This window comes from Hufsiella ginkgonis (assembly GCF_009834915.1).
Lineage (GTDB): Bacteria > Bacteroidota > Bacteroidia > Sphingobacteriales > Sphingobacteriaceae > Hufsiella > Hufsiella ginkgonis.
In genome coordinates this window covers 190,673-210,244 of sequence record NZ_WVHS01000004.1, presented here as the reverse complement: position 1 = coordinate 210,244, position 19,572 = coordinate 190,673, and the positions used below count along the sequence as shown (strand labels likewise).

At 53.8% G+C, this 19,572-nt stretch carries 11 protein-coding genes; 3 read left to right on the top strand and 8 right to left on the bottom strand.

Annotated elements, in window-relative coordinates:
- Nucleotides 1-3 precede the first annotated feature (3 nt).
- From GS398_RS17245 to GS398_RS17220, 6 genes are all read right to left on the bottom strand, one after another.
- Nucleotides 4-11,409 (bottom strand): YDG domain-containing protein, encoded by an 11,406-nt coding sequence (locus GS398_RS17245; protein WP_160908061.1) that lies wholly within the window; start codon nucleotides 11,407-11,409, stop codon nucleotides 4-6.
- A 54-nt stretch (nucleotides 11,410-11,463) separates the two neighbouring features.
- Nucleotides 11,464-12,621 carry an ABC transporter substrate-binding protein gene (locus tag GS398_RS17240; protein ID WP_160908060.1) on the bottom strand — a complete coding sequence of 386 codons (1,158 nt, stop codon included), beginning with the start codon at nucleotides 12,619-12,621 and terminating at the stop codon, nucleotides 11,464-11,466.
- 140 nt (nucleotides 12,622-12,761) lie between these two features.
- Nucleotides 12,762-13,370, bottom strand: a complete 609-nt coding sequence (locus GS398_RS17235) for a phage tail protein (RefSeq protein ID WP_160908059.1) — start codon at nucleotides 13,368-13,370, stop codon at nucleotides 12,762-12,764.
- Nucleotides 13,371-13,394: 24 nt separating this feature from the next.
- The gene (locus GS398_RS17230) at nucleotides 13,395-14,000 is read right to left on the bottom strand and encodes a phage tail protein (protein ID WP_160908058.1); all 606 of its coding nucleotides are present in this window, start codon (nucleotides 13,998-14,000) and stop codon (nucleotides 13,395-13,397) included.
- A 216-nt stretch (nucleotides 14,001-14,216) separates the two neighbouring features.
- Nucleotides 14,217-15,164, bottom strand: a complete 948-nt coding sequence (locus GS398_RS17225) for a methionyl-tRNA formyltransferase (RefSeq protein ID WP_160908057.1) — start codon at nucleotides 15,162-15,164, stop codon at nucleotides 14,217-14,219.
- A gap of 5 nt (nucleotides 15,165-15,169) precedes the next feature.
- A complete protein-coding gene (locus GS398_RS17220; protein ID WP_160908056.1) occupies nucleotides 15,170-15,637 on the bottom strand; it encodes an ABC transporter C-terminal domain-containing protein in 468 nt (155 codons plus the stop codon).
- A 194-nt stretch (nucleotides 15,638-15,831) separates the two neighbouring features.
- On the opposite strand from GS398_RS17220, the gene GS398_RS17215 reads away from it, so the two are divergent.
- The 3 genes from GS398_RS17215 to GS398_RS17205 are packed head-to-tail and all read left to right on the top strand — an operon-like array spanning nucleotide 15,832 to nucleotide 17,970.
- Nucleotides 15,832-16,482: an aspartyl/asparaginyl beta-hydroxylase domain-containing protein gene (locus GS398_RS17215; RefSeq protein ID WP_160908055.1), complete on the top strand. Its 651-nt coding sequence runs from the start codon at nucleotides 15,832-15,834 to the stop codon at nucleotides 16,480-16,482.
- A complete protein-coding gene (locus tag GS398_RS17210; RefSeq protein WP_160908054.1) occupies nucleotides 16,479-17,453 on the top strand; it encodes a sulfotransferase family protein in 975 nt (324 codons plus the stop codon). The genes GS398_RS17215 and GS398_RS17210 overlap by 4 nt, the downstream gene beginning before the upstream one ends.
- Nucleotides 17,446-17,970, top strand: coding sequence for a hypothetical protein (locus GS398_RS17205; protein ID WP_160908053.1), 525 nt, complete (start codon nucleotides 17,446-17,448; stop codon nucleotides 17,968-17,970). The genes GS398_RS17210 and GS398_RS17205 overlap by 8 nt, the downstream gene beginning before the upstream one ends.
- Here the strand turns inward: GS398_RS17205 and GS398_RS17200 are convergent.
- Both GS398_RS17200 and cysC read right to left on the bottom strand, forming a co-directional pair.
- Nucleotides 17,967-18,983 carry a phytanoyl-CoA dioxygenase family protein gene (locus tag GS398_RS17200; protein WP_160908052.1) on the bottom strand — a complete coding sequence of 339 codons (1,017 nt, stop codon included), beginning with the start codon at nucleotides 18,981-18,983 and terminating at the stop codon, nucleotides 17,967-17,969. The genes GS398_RS17205 and GS398_RS17200 overlap by 4 nt on opposite strands.
- Nucleotides 18,980-19,519: an adenylyl-sulfate kinase gene (cysC, locus tag GS398_RS17195; protein ID WP_160908051.1), complete on the bottom strand. Its 540-nt coding sequence runs from the start codon at nucleotides 19,517-19,519 to the stop codon at nucleotides 18,980-18,982. The genes GS398_RS17200 and cysC overlap by 4 nt, the downstream gene beginning before the upstream one ends.
- Nucleotides 19,520-19,572: the final 53 nt, after the last annotated feature.

Genomic DNA, 19,572 nt, shown 5'->3' with positions numbered 1-19,572 from the left:
TCATTATTCATTATCTCCTACAATGGTAATAAATCCTTTAAATGGTGCGATGCCCGGACCGAAATCTACTACGTAATAGTAGGTGTCCGGTGAAAGCGGAGATCCCTGGAAGGTCCCGTTCCAGTCGTTGGTGTAATTTACCTTGCTGTACACCTTGCGGCCGGCTCGGTCAAACACGATCACGTTGTTATTCGGGTACATATCCAGGTTCTTGATCACCCATTTGTCATTGCTTCCATCGCCGTTCGGAGAAAGCACGTTGTTGGCCTCCAGCGCCTTAAAGTCGTTTAGTACCACCAGCGTGAACGATTGTACGGAAGTACAGCCCGATGCGTTGGTGACGGTAACGGTGTAGGTGGTAGTAACGGATGGTCTCACCGTAAGCACGGCAGAAGTCTGTCCGCTTAGGATACCCGCCGCATTGGCCCAGCTGTAGCTGGTTCCGCCCGAGGCGGTGAGGGTACCGGTGAGGCCTTTAGAGATGTCGCCGCCGGTAGACGAGATGATCACCGGTACCGGCAAGGCGTTTACCGTAATGTTGAAACTGCGGGTAAAGGTATCCGTACCACCATTGTCTGTTCCGCCGTTGTCTTTCACCGTTACGGTAATCGTAGCCGTACCCGAAGCGCCAGGTGCGGCGGTATAGCTCACGGCTGTTCCGTTTACTGTAAGTGACGAGAAGAGGGCAGGGACGTTACTGCTCACTGAAAGGGTAGTGGTTTGCCCGGCATCCGGTCCGGCAGTAACGCCGCTGATGGCCGCGGTTTGCGCCGCAGGCGTGTAGCAGATCACCTGGTTGGCGATTGCGTTCAGTGTCGGCGCTTCGTTCACATCCGTAAGCGTAATAGTGAACTGCCTATCTAACGATAAGCCATACTGCGTAGTTGACCTTACCAGGATGCTGTAAGACGGCTTCAATTCGAAATCGAGCGCCTGGGTGGTAGCAACGGTATTGCCGGTAATAGAAAACGATGCGTTATCAGTACTTCCGGTGCCGGATACCAGCGAATAAGTAAAGGTGGCGTTGGGATCATCGGATGTAGAAGACAACGTTCCCGCGACAGTTCCTGCGGCGCGGTTCTCAAACAAGGTAACGCCGGCCAGCGAAATGGAGGTTGGGAAGCCCGGGGTTACTGTCAGGGTACCAGCCGTGTAGGAAATGGTGTAGTTACCGTTTGACGCTGCCGCTCCCGAGGCCGTGATGGGGTAATTACCCTGGGCTGAAGCGAGATTGGCGGTGGTGGTCAGCACCGGTTGTGCAGACAGGGCGTTGGTATTGTTTTCCCCGGTTATGAAGCCGCTGTAGGAGGCGGTAAGGGCGGGGTTAGCCGTGCCTTGCACGCGGGTCTTATTGTCGGCGGTGATGGTGAGCGCTTTAGGCGTAATGACGCCTATGGTTGCGCCGGCTGAAGTAGCGGCCAATACGTAGTTGGCGCCATCGGCACCCGCGATCGCCAGCCCGCTGACCGAAACCGCCTTGCTTACGGCCGCGTTTTTATCGCTGTATGTGCCAGTGGCCGGATTATTAAGGTTCACTACGTCGCCCGTGATGACCCCGGCGAGGGCGTAATTACCAGGAGTAAGTGCGGCTGTGGTCGTCCCATCGTACACTTTTACCGCGGCACTGGTTAGAGACGCGGTAACCGTTTTCTGCGTGATCACGCCGATATTCCCGGTAACGGAAGAGGCAAGCATATAGTTTCCGGCATCGGCGCCGGAAAGCGAAAGGCCTGTCACGGTAACTGCTTTACCGCTGGCTACCGTTTTGTCATTATAGGTACCGGAGGCAGGTTTGGAGGCGTAGTCAACCGCGTCAGCGCCGACGATGCCGTTCAGTGCTGCATAGTTGGCGGCGGTCAGTGTAGCGGCGGTGGTACGGTCGTACACTTTGGCGGCTGAACCGGTCAGCGCGGCAGTAAGGGTAACAGGAGTAATGATCCCTACGTTGCCGCTCACGGCAGGCGAAATGGTGTAGTTGACCGCATCAGCACCAGTTAACGAAAGGCCGGTAACGAATACTGTTTTACCGGTGGCCACCGTTTTACTGTTATACCTGCCGCTAGTTGGTTTTGAAGCATAATCTACGGCGTCGTTACCGATAATGCCGGTTAATGCCGCGTAGTTGGCCGCGGTCAGTGTAGCGGGCTCGGTACCGTCGTATTGCTTGGTTACCGTTCCGGTGAGGGCTGCAGTGAGCGTCGCCGGCGTGATCCCGCCCACGTTACCCGCCAGGGTGGAGGCGAGTACATAATTATCCTTGTCGGCCCCTGCCAGTATAAGGCCCGTAACGGTGATGGTCTTCCCTGCGCCTGCGTTTTTGTCGCCGTAAGTACCGGATGCGGGATTGTTGTATGATACGTCGTCGCCGCTAATCACTCCGGTGAGCGGGCCGTAGTTGGCCGTAGTAAGGCTGGCGGAAGTGTTTCCATCGTACACTTTTGTCACCGTGCCGGTTAGCGACGCCGTCAGGGCGATGCCGGTGATAGAACCGGTAGTGGTTGCAGATGAGTTTGCAATGGAATAATTGTCTTTATCGGCGCCTGCCAATACGAAGGCATTTGCAGTAACGGTTTTGCCGTCGCCTGCCGCCTTGGTATCGTAGGAGGCGGTACCGGTTACCGTCACTGCATCAGCTCCCTGTATACCGGCAAGGTTATAATTGCCCGTTGCCAGGGTTGCGGAAGTAGTTGCATCATACGCTTTGTTGATTGCGGGAGAGGCATTCAGCGTCACGGTCAGCGGCCTTGCCGAAATGCTCCCGGTGGTGGTTGCCGAGGTGGTGGTCAGGTTATAGTTATCCTTATCAGCGCCAGCCAGCACGAATGCGTTTGCGGTAACGGTTTTGCCGGTACCAGCCAGTTTGGTGTCATAGGTGGCGGTTCCTGTAACGGTTACTAAATCAGCACCCTGGATACCAGTTAAGTTGTAGTTACCCGCGGCAAGGGTTGCCGAAGTGCCCGCATCGTAAATCTTACTGATCGCAGGCGTGCTGTTAAGCGCTGCCGTCAGCGGTCTTAAAGATATTTCGCCGGTAATGGTGGCCGACGTGGTAGTCAGGGCGTAGTTGTCCTTGTCGGCTCCGCCCAGCACGAAGTTGGTCGCAGTTACCGTTTTACCGGTTCCCACAGTTTTAGTGTCGTAGGTGGCTGTTGCGCCGATAGTAACCGCATCTGATCCTTCTACGCCCGAGAGCGAGTAGTTGATGGCGGGGATCGTAGCAGAAACGGTCGCATCATACATTTTGCTCACCGCGATGGTATTCAACAAAGCCAGGGTGAGTGGTTTGGCGGTAATTGAACCGGTAGCGGTGGCCGAGATGGTGGTCAGGGAGTAATTGTCCTTATCGGCGCCTGCGAGCACGAAAGTGTTCGCGGTAACAGTTTTGGCGGCGCCGACCAGCTTGGTGTCATAAGTGGCGGTACCTGAAACGGTCACGGCATCGGAACCTTGTACGCCGTTTAAAGCATAATTTCCTGCAGCTAAAGTAGCAGACGTAGTTGCGTCGTACACTTTAGTGATGGCCGGCGTACTGTTAAGGGCCAGCGTCAGCGGGCGCGCGGTAACGGAACCGGTAGTAGTGGCCGAGGTGGTGGCCAGGTTGTAATTGCCCTTATCAGCACCTGCCAGTACGAAACTGTTGGCGGTCACGGTCTTTCCGGTACCGATGAGCTTGGTATCATAAACGGCGGTACCGGTCACGGTTACCGCATCCGACCCTTGAACGCCGGTGAGGACGTAGTTACCTGCCGCCAGCGTGGCAGAAGTCCCTGCATCGTAAATTTTGGTGATGGCAGGCGTTGCGTTCAGCGCCAGGGTCAGGCCACGTGCGGTAATTGAACCGGTAGTGGTTGCCGAGGTGGTGGTCAGGCTGTAGTTGTCCTTGTCGGCGCCTGCGAGTACAAACGTATTGGCGGTAACGGTCTTGCCGGCTCCTACGAGTTTGGTATCATATGCGGCGGTACCGGTCACGGTGACCGCATCTGTGCCTTCCAATCCGTTAAGCGTATAATTGCCTGCTGCCAGCGCAGCGGAAGTATTGGCGTCGTACGCTTTAGTGATGGCAGGAGTTGCGTTCAGTGCCAAAGTGATCGGCTTAGTGGTAATCGAACCGGTAGTAGTAGCCGAAGTAGTGGCCAGGTTGTAATTGTCCTTATCGGCGCCAGCCAGTACAAAACTGTTCGCGGTCACGGTTTTGCCGGTTCCCACCAGTCTGGTGTCATAAGTAGCGGTACCAGACACGGTCACGGCATCGGAACCCTGTACACCGGTGAGGGCGTAGTTGTCTGCCGACAGCGTGGCAGAAGTCCCTGCATCGTAAATTTTGGTGATGGCAGGCGTTGGGTTCAGCGCCAGGGTCAGGCCACGTGCAGTGATGGAACCGGTGGTGGTGGCCGACGTGGTGGTCAGGGTGTAATTGTCCTTGTCGGCGCCGGCTAGTACGAAGCTGTTCGCGGTAACGGTCTTGCCGGTGCCGATAAGCTTGGTATCATAAGCTGTAGTTCCTGTTACGGTTACGGCATCGGTTCCCTGTATGCCGGTGAGACTGTAGTTGCCTGCCGCTAAAGTAGCTGAGGTATTTGCATCATATACCTTGGTAATAGCAGGCGTTGCGTTCAGCGCCAGCGTCAGCGGACGCGCGGTAATTGAACCGGTAGCGGTGGCCGAGGTGGTGGTCAGGGAGTAATTGTCCTTATCGGCGCCAGCGAGCACGAAAGTGTTCGCGGTAACAGTCTTGGCGGCGCCGACCAGCTTGGTGTCATAAGTGGCGGTACCTGAAACGGTCACTGCATCGGAACCTTGTACGCCGGTTAAAGCATAATTTCCGGCAGCCAAAGTAGCAGACGTGGTTGCGTCGTATACTTTAGTGATGGCCGGCGTACTGTTAAGGGCCAGCGTCAGCGGGCGCGCGGTAACGGAACCGGTAGTAGTGGCCGAGGTGGTGGCCAGGTTGTAATTGTCCTTATCAGCACCTGCCAGTACGAAACTGTTGGCGGTCACGGTCTTTCCGGTGCCGATGAGCTTGGTATCATAAACGGCGGTACCGGTCACGGTTACCGCATCCGAACCTTGAACGCCGGTGAGGACGTAGTTACCTGCCGCCAGCGTGGCAGAAGTCCCTGCATCGTAAATTTTGGTAATGGCAGGCGTTGCGTTCAGCGCCAGGGTCAGGCCACGTGCGGTAATTGAACCGGTAGTGGTTGCCGAGGTGGTGGTCAGGCTGTAATTGTCCTTGTCGGCGCCTGCGAGTACAAACGTATTGGCGGTAACGGTCTTGCCGGCTCCTACGAGTTTGGTATCATATGCGGCGGTACCAGTAACGGTGACCGCATCGCCGTTCACGATGCCGTTCAGGCTATAGTTACCGGAAGCAAGGGTCACCTGGGTGGTCCCATCATAAATTTTAGTGATTTCTGGCGTGGCGTTCAGCGAAACCGTGATGGTTTTTTTGGCAACCGCCAGACTTTGCGTTACGCTGGGAGCCGGGTTATAGGTAGCGGTCCCTGCCTGGGTGGCCGTAATATCTGTCGTGCCCGCTTTTAAGATGGTTGCGGTATTGCCGGTAACGGATACGACTGACGGATCTGCGGCAGTATACGTAACGGTCAATCCTGCCGAGGAAGCAGCGTTACCCAGCGTAAAGCTCGCATCGCCATATGTTTTAGCGGCGATCGTTCCGAAAGTGATCAGCTGATCGTCTTTAGGTGTCGCGCTTACGCCGGTTGAATAATCGCTTTCGTTGCCGGCCTGGTCGACGGCAGTGATGCGGTAGTAATAAGTGACACCGTTGGTTAACCCGGTTTGTGTATAAGTAGTTGTCGGACTGTTGATCGTGATCAGCAATGAAGCCGGATTCGGAGAAGTACCGCTGTAGATCTTATAGCTCACCAGGTCGGGATCTGTATTAGGGGTAAAGCTGAGGGCGACCTGTGTGTTGCTGCCTGTCGCCGTTAATCCTGCTGGAACAGCAGGAGCGGTACGATCGAATTTAACGCTTGAATTGTTGGTCGTCGCAGTTACAGCAACCCCGGTATTCCCGCTCAGGTCAGTAAAACCGATGTTGAAAGGGACCGTGCCTTCCGTATCCGTGTTAACCATGGCATAGGTTGCTGTGAAGCTGCTTCCCGAACCGGTCACCGTAGCCGTATGACCGGCGATGGTCACTGCTGGCGCTCCGGAAAGCGGTTCGCTGGAAGTAAATGATAAGGTGATGGTATTGCCTGTTTTGGCCAGGGAGGTGGTTGCGTTGTTTGAAACGATCGCTACACTTGAGAGGGTGGGCGGCGTTTTATCCAAAGCCAGATCGGAAGTGGTGTTCACATCGTTAAAATTCACGCCGCCGTTAGCCTGGTTTCCGGCAAGATCGAAGAAGGTTCCACTGAAAGTAACGATGCCTTCGGGATCCGAGGCGGTAAGCGTATAGCTGGCCAGCCAGGTGACCTGGTCGCCGCCGGTATTGGAAGGCGTGACTGAATGCCCGGAGATCGTAATAACAGGTGCGGTGATCGGCTCCGTAGCCACGATCTTAAGAGTAACCACGTCGCCCACTTTGGCTTTATGATTGTCGAGCGGGTTGTTAGAGGTGAAACCCGTACCTGCACTCACGCCTGGTTCGGTTTTATCGATCGTATAGGTTTGACCTGCAAATGGCAGCGTACTGCTGATGCCCGGCGTTAAGCCGGTGGCATTGGCAAGACTGAGGACGATCGTTCCATCCGGCGATCCGGTGGTTACCGGTACCGTCCAGGTAGTTCCCGACCCGGTTACGGTGCCTATTGATGCACCGGTAGCCGTTCCTGATAAGGAGAAGTTACTTGCAGTAAGCCCGCTTACCGGAGCTGCAAAGGTAACGGTGTAATTAACGGTGGGCGCATTGGTCAACGCCGCAGAATTACGCGCGATGCTGCTCACCGTGGTATTGGTGCTCAGTGTAGTAAAATTGTTCGGGTTATTTGCTCCGGGGGCAGGGCTGTATTTTTCGAGACCAGCGGTGCCGTTGTATTCTACGACCTTCACCCGGTAAGCGGTACCTTCAGAAAGGCCGGTAACGTTTACGGTGGAGCCGGTGCCGTTATAAATACAGTACCAGCCGTCGGTGCCGATCTGCGTTCCTGAGCCGAATACGGTATTTGCCGTATAGGTGGTATTATTAGCCGGTGCCGGCGAGCCGGTGCTGGTCGCCTTGATGAAGGCTGCCCTCGCAGTACCTCCGCCGGATGACGGAACGGTCCAGCTAACGGTTGCTGAGGTAGTGGCGATATTGGTGAATGTAACCTGGGTAGATGGGTTGGTAGGCGTGACGTAATCGTTGCGTGTTACGTTTACTGTATACGTTTTGGTGGAGGAACCATCCTGGGCAGTTACCACTACCGTGATCGTATTGCTGCCGATATTGAGCGCGATGGATGAGGATGCGTTACCGGACACCACTGGTGTCCCGTTCACGGTAACAGATGCATTAGCCTGGTTCACCGTTGGCGTCACCGTGATGCTGCTGGTCATAACGCCGACGGTAGCGGTATAGGTCGTGGTGCCTGAAGAAAATCCTCCCGACAATGTGCCGCTGCTGAGTGTAAGATTGCTTAAGGTCGCATCGTTCGAAACGACGGACATCGTATACGCCCGGGACCCGGTATAAGGACCGGTGCCGGTAGAGGCGTCCGTTGCGGTAACGGTAAAATTGAACGAGCCGTTCACCGTCGCCGTTCCCGATAACGTTCCGTTGGTGGCCAGCGTGATCCCGGCAGGAAGCGCACCCGATGTAATCGAAAACGAATATGGTTGGGTCCCGCCTGAGGCGGATATGGTCTGGCTGTAACTGGTTCCCTGCGTAGCATTGGGTAACGTTGACGGGCTTAATGCGACGGTGGGCGCATTGACCGTAAGCGAGTAGGCCCTCGACCCGGCGAACGGGCCGGTACCGGTTGAATTATCTATAGCGGTAACGATAAAACTGAAGTTTCCGCCGGCGGTCGGCGTACCGCTAAGCGTGCCGTCTGACGCTAACGAAAGGCCCGCGGGTAACGCGCCGGCAGTAACGGCATAAGTATAAGGGGCGGTACCACCGGCAGCGCTGATAGATCTGCTGTAGCTCGTTCCGATAGTAGCTGCGGTAAGCGTGGCCGGCGCTATGGTGATGGTCGGTGCGTTTACGGTTAATGAGTAAGCTCTTGCCCCGGTGAACGGCCCGGTACCGGTTGAATTATCGGTAGCGGTAACGGTAAAGTTGAAGCTTCCCCCGGCGGTGGGCGTACCGCTCAGCGTGCCGTCGGATGCCAAAGAAAGCCCTGCGGGTAGTGCACCGGCGGTAACAGCAAAGGTATAGGGAGCTATACCACCGGTAGCGGTAAGAGATCTGCTGTAGCTCGTTCCGATAGCAGCTGCGGTAAGCGTGGTGGGCGCTATGGTGATGGTCGGTGCGCTCACGGTCAAGGAGTAAGTTCTCGCCCCGGTAAACGGCCCGGTACCGGTTGAATTATCGGTAGCGGTAACGGTGAAGTTGAAGTTTCCCCCGGCGGTCGGTGTGCCGCTGAGTGTTCCGTTGGTAGCTAACGAAAGACCTGCGGGTAATGCGCCGGCCGTAATGGCATACGTATAGGAAGCGGTACCACCGGAAGCGGTAAAAGATCTGCTGTAGCTTGTTCCGGCGGTAGCTGCGGGAATTGTAGCCGGCGCTATGGTGATGGTCGGTGCGTTCACGGTCAAGGAGTAAGCTCTCGCCCCGGTAAACGGTCCTGTACCGGTTGAATTATCGGCAGCGGTAACGGTAAAGTTGAAGCTTCCCCCGGCGGTCGGCGTACCGCTGAGTGTTCCATTGCTAGCTAAAGAAAGCCCTGCCGGTAATGCGCCGGCAGTAATGGCATACGTATAGGGAGCGGTACCACCTGAAGCGGTAACTGACCCGCTGTAGCTTGTTCCTACGGTAGCGGCGCTAAGCGTAGTGGGCGCTACCGCGATGGCCGGTGCGTTCACCGTAAGCGAATACGACCTCGACCCGGTATATGGTCCTGTACCGGTTGAATTATCGGTAGCGGTAACGGTAAAGTTGAAGCTTCCCCCGGCGGTCGGCGTACCGCTGAGCGTTCCGTTGCTAGCTAAAGAAAGCCCTGCCGGTAATGCGCCGGCAGTAATGGCATACGTATAGGGAGCGGTACCACCTGAAGCGGTAACTGACCCGCTGTAGCTTGTTCCTACGGTAGCGGCGTTAAGCGTAGCTGGCGCTACCGCGATGATCGGCGCGTTTACGGTAAGTGTGTATGCTTTGGAGCCGGTGGCCGATGAATTATCGGTAGCGGTAACGGTGAAGTTGAAGCTTCCCCCGGAGGTCGGCGTGCCGCTAAGCGTGCCGTTTGATGCTAAAGAAAGCCCTGCGGGCAATGCGCCGGCAGTAACTGCGAAGGTATACGGTACGTTACCGCCCGAGGCGCTAATCGATTCGTTATAGCTTGTTCCAACCGTTGCTGCGGTCAATGAAGCGGGTGATACGACGATGGCGGGCGCACTTACAACGATTGAATATGCTTTCGAAGCAGAAGTGCTGGTGGCATCGGTTGCCGTTATGGTAAAGTTGTAGGTATTGGCCGTGGTCGGTGTACCGCTCAACAAGCCGCTGGTTGTATTAAGCGTTAAGCCGTCTGGCAATGTTCCGCTGGTTACCGCGTATTGATAAGGCGAAGTCCCGCCCGAAACGCTGATCGTTTGGCTATATGCGCTATTCACATTAGCCCCTGGAAGTGAGGCCGGTGAGAACGACATTTCTATCACCGTGATATTGGCGACTGCGCTTCCCGAAGAGAACTGGGAAGTACCGCCTCCGGGCGACGGGTTGATCAGCCGCCTTACGCTATTGTCGGATGGTTGGGTAGCGCTGCTTCTATCCCATGCTTTAAAGGTAAGCGTAGGATTTTCTACACCGGTAGCCGGGGGCACATATACAATATAGGTGGTAGAGGAAAGCAGCATCCCCTGGGTTGGAGATACGTTTGCGAAGTTGATATAAGTGATATTATCGGTAGAATATCTCCATTGCCCGGCGCCGGTTTTGCCTATTATGACGATCCCTCGCTGCGGGCCGGCATCCACGTCGGTAAAAGTCACGCCATTGATGATGTCTGATACCAGCGTAGGTGTGGAAGTCGTCCCCGCAATCGTTCCTGGAAATGTATAAGGTCCGCCGGAGAGTACCGGGGCGTCGTTGACGGCGTTGATGGTCACGGTCACTGTGGCGGTAGCTGTACCGCCATTACCGTCAGAAATGGTATAGGTGAACGTTGCCGTGCCGTTATAGTCAGCAGTGGGTGTAAAAGTGACGTTGGTCGAGGTGAACGTGACCGATCCACCGGCAGCAGGCTGGGTAACGCCCGTCACGGTTAATGTTTCGCCTACGTCGGGTGCCGAGCTGTCGTTACTTAATACAGAGATGGTGACGGGAGAAGCATCTTCGTTAATTGTCGTCGCATCGTTATTTGCGGTCGGGTTGCTGTTCCCCGCCAGTGTGTTGAATGTCTCGTCGCTGCCATAGCCGGTACCTGCGCTGTTGATTGCGTACGCGCGGTAGTGAATGGTGGAACCAGATGGTAACGAGGATGCCGAAACACTGTAGGTGCCCGTACCACCAGCAACATCAGCTATTTTATTATTTGCAGTAGTTGGATTAGCGGAGAGCCCCCACACGATCCCGCGTTCGGTAATGGTCGTATTTCCCGCATCGGTTACTTCCCCTGCTAAAGTAGCGGAAGTGCTCTGGATATTGGTAGCCGGTGTGGTAGTGGTCAGGATCGGAAGAATAGGATCTGCGCCTGCAACTACGATATCATCGATCCGGATACCGCCGGTGTTATTAACGGTGCTCGTAAACCCGCTGAATGCCAGTTCATCAATATTCTTAAAAGCGGCATTCGATGAAAAGTCAACCGTTTGAAACGTGGTGGTTGCTCCAGCCAGGGTGACGCTGCCCATAGTGGTCCCGTTGCGTTTTGCGGTAATCACGAGGTCCTGACCTCCGGCTAGTGTTCCTGATACCCTCATGGAGTTGAGCTTAAACTCTTTGCCGTCGGCACTGCCGAAGGTCGCATTGGTTAAGGTTACGCCCGTTCCGCTGTCTTCTAACCGAAGGAAGGTTCCCGCGCCGCCGCTGGCGCTGCCTTGTACTACGATACGGAAAACGTTGGAGGCTACGGCGGTACCCGCCCTGGTCCCGGAGGCGGTGGCTTTCCATCCGTAGCCATTGCCAAACCCCGATTCGCTCGAATTCCACGTATAACTGGCCAGGTTCTGGTCACTGGCCTTTATAGTGGTGGTCTGAGTGTACGCGTCCCACGTATACGTTCCGGCCGCTGGTTGTGCAAAAGCCGGCTTCGACGCCAGGAAAACATACATGATCAAAAACAATGGAAGTAGAATTCTTTTCATGAAAACAGTATTAAATAATGAATTAAAGATCCCTTTATAATTGGTATGATAATTTTAAACGCATAAATAAGGATTTAACCATCCCGTGATCACTTCTGTAAGCGAGGCGAACATTGGATCTTCGTGGTTAGTCCCTTCCGCCGTAGCAACGATATGATTACTGATCATACCGGTCGAGGGCGACTTCTTTGCCATCCTGACATACACAGGCTGCCCGGTTTGTAAATTTTCTGTTTGTACGATGATGCTTCCCCGCGGTCCCTCTGTTTGTATTCTCCCCAAAGCTTCCGCCAGTACAGTCCTGTCTGGCGCTTGTCCGGCCGTTATTTCTGCGGCTGCAGTAATGGCCATCCCGGTTTCATAGCCAAGGAGGCTGAAGATTCCGGGCGTTTTTACGTGCGCTTTCCGGTAAAGTTTCAAAAAGTTTTTATTTTCTTTTGTTTCCAGGTCGGGGCTCCAGGTGAGCGCGTTCGGTACGCCCTGAGCGGGAAAGGAATGATCTATTTTTATCCCTTCATCTACCATAAAGGGATTGAGGGAAAGCGGCAATTGTTGGACAAGCTCGGTGTCTTCGTAAAACAGGCGAAGGAACTGTTCGCTTTCGACGCCTGTTAACGAAATATGTGCATGAGGCGCATTCCCGGCACGTAAGGCGTTCACCAAAGCGGTGGTATCCGTAGATCCGGCCAGGTTTTTTAAGGTGTAAAGTTTGTATTGTTCGGCGCCGGCAGCCGCAGAGCCAAGCCTGAAACATTCGTGTAAGTGATACCCCACATCATATAGCGAAGTGCCTATCGACGGGTTGCCACCATATTGTTCCTGGGCCCATTTTCCCATTGCCCATTGGCTTTTCCATAGATGCAGGCTGTTATAAAACAAAAAGTCGGATGACAAGGCCGCCGGCGGTACATAGGCTCCCAGGTTGCTGATCAGCAGGGGCATCTGGTCTTCGATCGACGGCCCGATCAGCGGGAGCAGCCCGCTTGTTTCCACGATGCCGGTTATTAGGTCTACGGCTTCAAATCGAACGAGTTTTTGATAAGCGTTGTCTACTTGCCGGTGGCTTCCGCTTTGAATATATTCCGGCAGGAGCGTAATGTTTTTTTTAAGACTTTTTGGCAAAGCGAGCTCCAGCCCGTTCATGAAATCCGATCGCAGGTTTTTATACAACCCTGAATAGGGGATGAGCACCCCGATTTTCAACTTAGTCATCAAAATGTTAAGAAAAGGTCCCGCGAGAGCGGGACCTTTTGGTTTTGGTTTAGGTTTATCCGGTGCTGAAAATAAGCATAATTCATGAAAACAATAAAAATTTCAAAGAATGGTCTTACTTAGCTTCAGGTCTATGTCAACTAGTTTCTTGGCGGATAAAATCCTTCCAGGCATACGATGTAGTTGATCACCTGGTAAGGCTGCATCACGCTGAACGGTAAATTGGCACCAGTAAGTCCAATGGAAACCGGCGTGCTGCTTATCGTGGCGGTAGACTGGCCTACATTCAGCTGGGTATCAGCCGGGCCACTATTGAATCCGGCAATTTCTGCCAGGGCGGCTACGTTGTATAACGGGGCAATCGTATTGGCCGCCGGGGCTGGAACATGCGCATCAGCATCCACTACCGAAACGCTTACTACAGGCGGTGGAAGGGGAATATTAGAGACCGAACCGGTATGATTATGCGCCGGCATAGTAGATAATGTTAACTGTACCTTTTCTGCCCCGTCCATTTCTCCCAAAACATACGTTGAGGTTCCCGCGCTTTGGCCCTGGCCAACAGGCAGCCGGCCTATTAAATTGGGAACGCCGAAAGTAGTTCTGCCATCGCCTCCATAATTTACACCGAACAATGCAAAAACAGCAGTGTATTGTGATATTTGTAATAACCTGCCATCACACATTACCCAACCTGGAGGGGCATAAGTACCCGCCCATGGCAGGATTAATCCTATATAAGCATCCATAATTTTATTATTTAGATAGGGTAATTAGTTTCTTGGAGGGAAGATCCCGACCGTGCAGATAATGAAGTTCACTACCTGGTACGGTTGTATAATGGAGAATGGCGCACTGGCGCCATTAGTACTCACCACTACGGGCCCGGAAATAGTGGTCCCGGTTGATCCGATATTGATCGCTTGTGTAGGCGGAAGGTTGTTAAACCCGGCAATCTCTGCGATGTTTGCAGTATCCATAGGAGCTGCCAGGGTATTGACGGTAGCGGTAGGCAAGTGGTCGGTTGCGTCTGCGGCAGAAACCATGATGACAGGCGGCGGAACCTGCGCATTGGTAAGTGTAGCTGCGTGGGTATGTGCAGGCAGGTTGTTTAAATTAAGCGATACGCTTTCAGCGCCTTGCGAGGTACCCAATACATAATTGGATGTTCCGGTGCTTTGGCCGGCCCCGATCGGTACACGTCCTTGTAAGTTAGGCAGCCCGAAAGTTGAACTTCCGTTTCCGCCGTAGACGGCCCCGATAATGGCGAAAAGGGCATTGTTAGAGCTGATGTTCAGGATTTGTCCCTGACAGAGCGACCAGCCGCGCGGGGCGTAGTTAGGCGCCCAGGGTAAAATTGTTCCAAGATAAGCATCCATGTGTTTTTAGATTTAAAAGTGAATAATTGGGTTGTTTGAATTGTATTGACTGATTTTCGCCGAAATGGCGATTTTCTTCGATTAATACCGGTTTTTTGACGAGCGGATCAGCAGTCTAAAATAGGGTTATTTTCTAAATTTAAAATGATTTTTTAATTTATTTTGTGGGTCTCCGGCAGGTAATTTACTATTTTCGGGAAGTGGAAAAACTACCGTTCATATTGGTGGTGTTTCTGTATATTGCTCAAAGCGCTCACCTGGTTTTAGTCCAAAGGCCGCGAGCCTGAACCCGGAAACGACTCCCTCCGTAAGTTGTATAATATTAATCCTTAAAAACTGCCGGTTCCTGCAGGCTACGAAGACACCGTTGGTGTGGTCGCTGTGAACGATCGTGCCGGGAACCGTGTCGGCGGTTTGAACACTGGCCTGCGATACTTCGAGGATTTTTACCGGTTGGCCCCTGAAAACAGTAACTGCGCCTCCCATTTCGTAATTGCAGGCATTTACCAGCGCTTCGATCTCCACCGCGGTGTTTTGTGTCCAGTTGATCGCGAGGTCGGTCGGCCCCGGGCGCGAAAAATAGGTGCTCCGGCTTTCGTCCTGCGTATGAGTGCTTAAGGATGAGCCGTTCACCAGGGTTTGCAGCAGCTGGTAAACCAGGTTCAGTGATACGCCGCCCAGTTTGGAAGAATAGGTCCCGTAAGTGTCGCCGGCGCCAACCGGAACGGGTTGCTGGAATACGACCGGCCCGGTATCGAACTCGCCGCTCATCCGGTGAATGGTGACCCCGCCGGTTGGATCGCCGTTCTTCATTTGCCAGAAAACCGGGAATGGGCCGCGGTACGCGGGAAGTAAGCTGTAATGCACGTTAAAAAAGCCGAAAACCGGTATAGAAAGCACTTTTTCGGGTATGCGGAACGAAAAAGTATACGCAATAACGATCTCGGTTTGTTGTGTTTTAAGCCAATCGGAGAAAGTATGGTGTAATTCCCTGCGCGAAATACGCTTGCAGGGGATGCCATGCATTCCCGCCGCCCGCTCTACCTGGAGGTTATATTCCTGTATGGTTGCCGGTATTACCACGGCCTGCAACTGCTTTTGTTGTGCGAGGTAGTGGAGCACGGGCAATGCGTAGACGTGGTTTGCCAGGAGGACGATGTTCATATGGGTTAATTGGAAACGGTGGAAGGTGATCGACCGGCGATGGAACCGTCAATTTCGTTTAAGATGAGCTCCCGGAGGCTCTCGAGCCGGTCGATCATTCCGGAATGGAAGGCTTTCAGCTCGTCCAGTTCCCCGGTCAGCCGGTCCAGCTGTTGCCTGTCGCCTGACAAGGCCGCCACGGCCATTTGTTTTTCAAGATCGCCTTTGCGGTGATCGAGCAGGTAGATACGGCCCACAAGCTCGTCGACCTCCTGCTGCAGCGCCAATAAACCGGTAACCAGGTTACGTTTTACCAGTTGATCGATCAGCCAGTTGAAACGGGCATTTGCCATGGTATGTGCACAGCCCAACCGGTAATTCCTGGCGGCACGATCGCAAAACCCCAGCCGTTTAAATACATGGTTTTCGGGATCTGCGGTAAAAGAGGACAGGTCGGCATCCGATGCCCCGACTACTTTTTCATGGACTAACATACAGCGCGCCGTATGATACATGGTAAGCTCCCGCCTCGTTTCCTGTAAAAAAATGATATCCTGCACGTTGGTTTAGGTTTGTTAAAATGGGCTGGCTTTTAAATATACATAAAAAATAGATTTACTACATTTATCCAATGATCTGTTACGCAAAACTGCCCATAAAGGTTCCAATTATAGAAATTAAGCGGGAAGTGGACTTGATAACCGGCCGGTGGCACCCGCATTTAAACAGCTATCATTATGAAGGCGGCTGGGAGGTGCTGTCGCTGCGGTCGCCGGGCGGCCTTACGCATAATACCGTACCCGATCTTCAGGGTGAGGATGCGTTTGAGGATACCCCGCTGATGGATCAATGTCCGGCAATCCGGTCGCTTACCCGTTCGTTCACATGCCCGGTGATGTCGGTTCGATTGCTAAACCTGAAAGCGGGAGCCCTGATTAAGCCGCATCGCGATCGGGAGCTTTCTTTTGAACAGGGAGAAGCACGCATCCACCTCCCGGTACACACCAATGACGGTGTGGAATTTTATGTGGAAGACGACCGTGTGATCATGCCCGAAGGAAGCTGCTGGTACATCAATGCCAATTTGCCGCATAGGGTAGCCAACAAGGGCGCTGCCGACCGGGTACACCTGGTGATCGATTGCAAAGTAAATGATTGGTTAACCATGCTGTTCGGCGATAGCGAGCAGAAAACCCGCGATCTTCCTTTTGATGCGGACGTTCAGCGGCAGATCATTGAATCGCTGAGGCTGCAGCGGCATGAAGCTGCGGCAGCGCTTGCCTTACAGCTGGAGCAGGAACTATTGGCCTACCTGCCTGTTAAATCCGTTGATGAATGAACGCTATTAAAAATTGGTACCCGGTTAGGATCCTGGCGGACGACCGGTCGGCATGTCAGTGGATGGATTTCGGGGCGATGCGTTTCGACGATCCCTTTTTTGATGAAACGATCTTAAAGGCGAAACACTCCCTGAATGTCCATGGACCGTACCGCGCGGCCGCCGGTTTATCGCTTCTCGAAGAATGGGCCGGGCTCCTGGATCATGTGCCCCCCACCGCGTTTATTTTCCATATTTCCCGGTGCGGCTCCACCTTGCTTTCGCAGATGCTGGGTATGGACCCGCGGAACATCAGTCTTTCGGAAGTCCCGTTGTTCGACGACCTGCTGCAACTGTCTTTTAATGATCCCGGAACGGTATGGACCGATCCTGCACGGCTGTTGCAGGCGGCCGTGAGGATATACGGACAAAAACGCAACGGCCAGGAAGATCGTTTGTTCATTAAGCTGGACAGCTGGCACTTATGCTTTTGGGAACAGATCAGGCAGCGCTATCCCGGGGTTCCGTTTATTGTGCTGTACAGGCATCCCATGGAAGTACTTCATTCAAACCGGAAGAAAAGAGGGATGCAAGCCGTGCCCGGGTTGGTAGCGCCAGGCGTTTTTGGCTGGGAGGAAGCGCGTCTGGCCCGCCGTTCCCAGGATGAATATTTTGCGGAAGTGCTCCATAGCTACTTCAGCCGTATAACCAGCATGGCTGCCGCCGATCCGCATACGTTGCTTTTAAATTATAGCCAGGGACCGGTAACGATCTTTCAGCAGACCATGGCCCATTGCGGCATCGCGGTAACGGAACAAGAGCTTTACCACGTTTCGCAGCGGGCTGGTTTCCATAGCAAGTTCCCCGGGGAGAAATTCAGGGAAGAGATACCGCCGGCTATCGTCCCGTCCTATATGGACAACGCGATAACAGGCTACCTGCAAGCCGAGAACCTGCGATCCCGTAAATTCGTAAACCAACATTGTGACTAACGACGACCTTATTAACAAACTGACCGGGTTTATCAGCTCGGTCGGTTTAGACCTGTATTTTGAACACATCGAGGAGGCGACGGTGCTGCCGGGGATCCAGCTTCGTAACGGGGCGATGGTAGTTGACCGGGCGCGTTTGCTGTATCCCGGCGATCTGCTTCACGAGGCGGGACATCTTGCCGTACTTCCGGCCTCCGTACGGCGAACGATGAGCGACCGGCTGGCATCCGACGATATCCAGCTGGGGGGCGAGATCATGGCGTTTGCCTGGTCGTACGCGGCTTGCGTTTACCTAGAGATCGACCCGCATATTGTGTTTCACGCGCATGGCTACCAGGGCGGAGGTGAATACGTGGTAAGCAATTTCACTAGTGGAAATACGGTGGGAGTACCGCTAATGGAATGGTTTGGCCTCACGTATACGAAAAAGACGGCCGATGAACTCGGCAAGCTTCCCTATCCCCATATGCAAAAATGGGTTTGCGATCGGGAACTCCCAACCGGTGATTCCGCTTAGGTCCATTTAGCACGGGTTTCAAAATCCGCAGGCAGGTAGTTAATATATTGGACCATACGGGGAAGCCGGGAGGTGTTGGGGCTGCTGCCGTGCGGAAGCGCGTGATGCCAAACGATAAAATCCCCGGCGTTGGCGGCAACGGGCTGTGGCCCCAACGCATAGAGGTCCTCTTTGCGGGGATCGGCGCCGGGCGCGAGGCGGTTCAGCCATTCTTCCACGCGGTTGTGAAAGCCAGGCACCAGGGTAAATGCGCCTTGGTTAGCCGCGGTATCTGATAAATAAAGCAGCCCTTGTAAGCCGAACGGGATAGGCGGCTCGAGGCTCACATCCCAGTGCAGGTGCGGCCCCTGGAACCGGTAAGTCGTGGTTTCCGGGGGATTAAAACTCACCCGGTCGGTATTTACCCACAGGTCCTTGCGTCCCCAAAGCTGCTCATATACCGCGCGTATTTTCGGGGCGTCACGGTTCTTTTGAAGCGCGGGGTGCTGGTATAGCGATACCCAGATACCATGCTGCACCGGGGTCGGCTTGTACCAGGTGGCCGGGTCGTTGAGGTCGATATCAAGCAGGTCTGTCATGGCTTCGACCACGGCCAGGCAGTTTTCTGCGGGCACGGCATTTTTAATGATCAAATAGCCGTTTTCTTTCCAGGATGACCATTCATCGGCGGAAAGCGGATACAAAGTATCACTGCCGCTTTCCGCTGAGGAAGGCACGTTGGCGAATAAGTCATTAAACCCGGAGATCGCTCCCGGGGAGATCCGCCCGTGATCGGCCACCCATTGTTCAAAAGTCGCGAACGAAGGCCCTTCTTCGAAAACGAACTTCAAAGCAGGTTCGAGACCGATCCCTAACGCATTCAGCAAAGTGATATCGGTATTCCACTCTTCATGGTAGGCATCGTGGCTTATTTGACCGTTCCTTTTTGCGATGATCTTGCTCCAATAGCGTTTAAGATGCATTACTCCCAACTGGCCCTTAACGGAGGATGGGAAAAGTTCGGCGTATTTCATGAAGTAACGACATTTTTTGTTAACAAAAGCGAGGAGATGAAGCAGAACAGTTTTTCGGTGGAAGCTTCTACCGTTTCCAGGTGGGTGTTTATCACCAGGTCAGGCGACAGCGGAACTTCAAACGGATCGCTTACACCGGTTAACCCGCTTACTTTATCCTGGTGTGAAGGCGGAAGCGCCGCTCTTTTATACAAGCCTTTCGGATCTCTTTGGGCGGTAACGGAAACGGGGCAAGCTATCCATACCAGCTTTGCGCCGTAATTTTCGCGGAGCTGTTTCCGCGCCTCCTCATAGGGATTGATCATGGCGATAATAACGATCTTATTAGCGTAAGAGGCTGCCAGCGCGCCGGCGCGCCGCATATTTTCCAATCGGTCGGAACGGCTGAATCCAAGATCTGCTGAAATGGTTTTCCGGAGATCGTCGCCGTCTAAAACAATAGTTTCCAGCCCTGCAGACCCGAGCCTGTTTCTTACAGCACTTGCTAAAGTGGTTTTCCCCGAACCTGACAGCCCGGTAAACTGGATGATCAGCAAAACGAATCTATGGTTTATAATGAAAAGTAAAGCTAATCAAATGTTGGAAATTC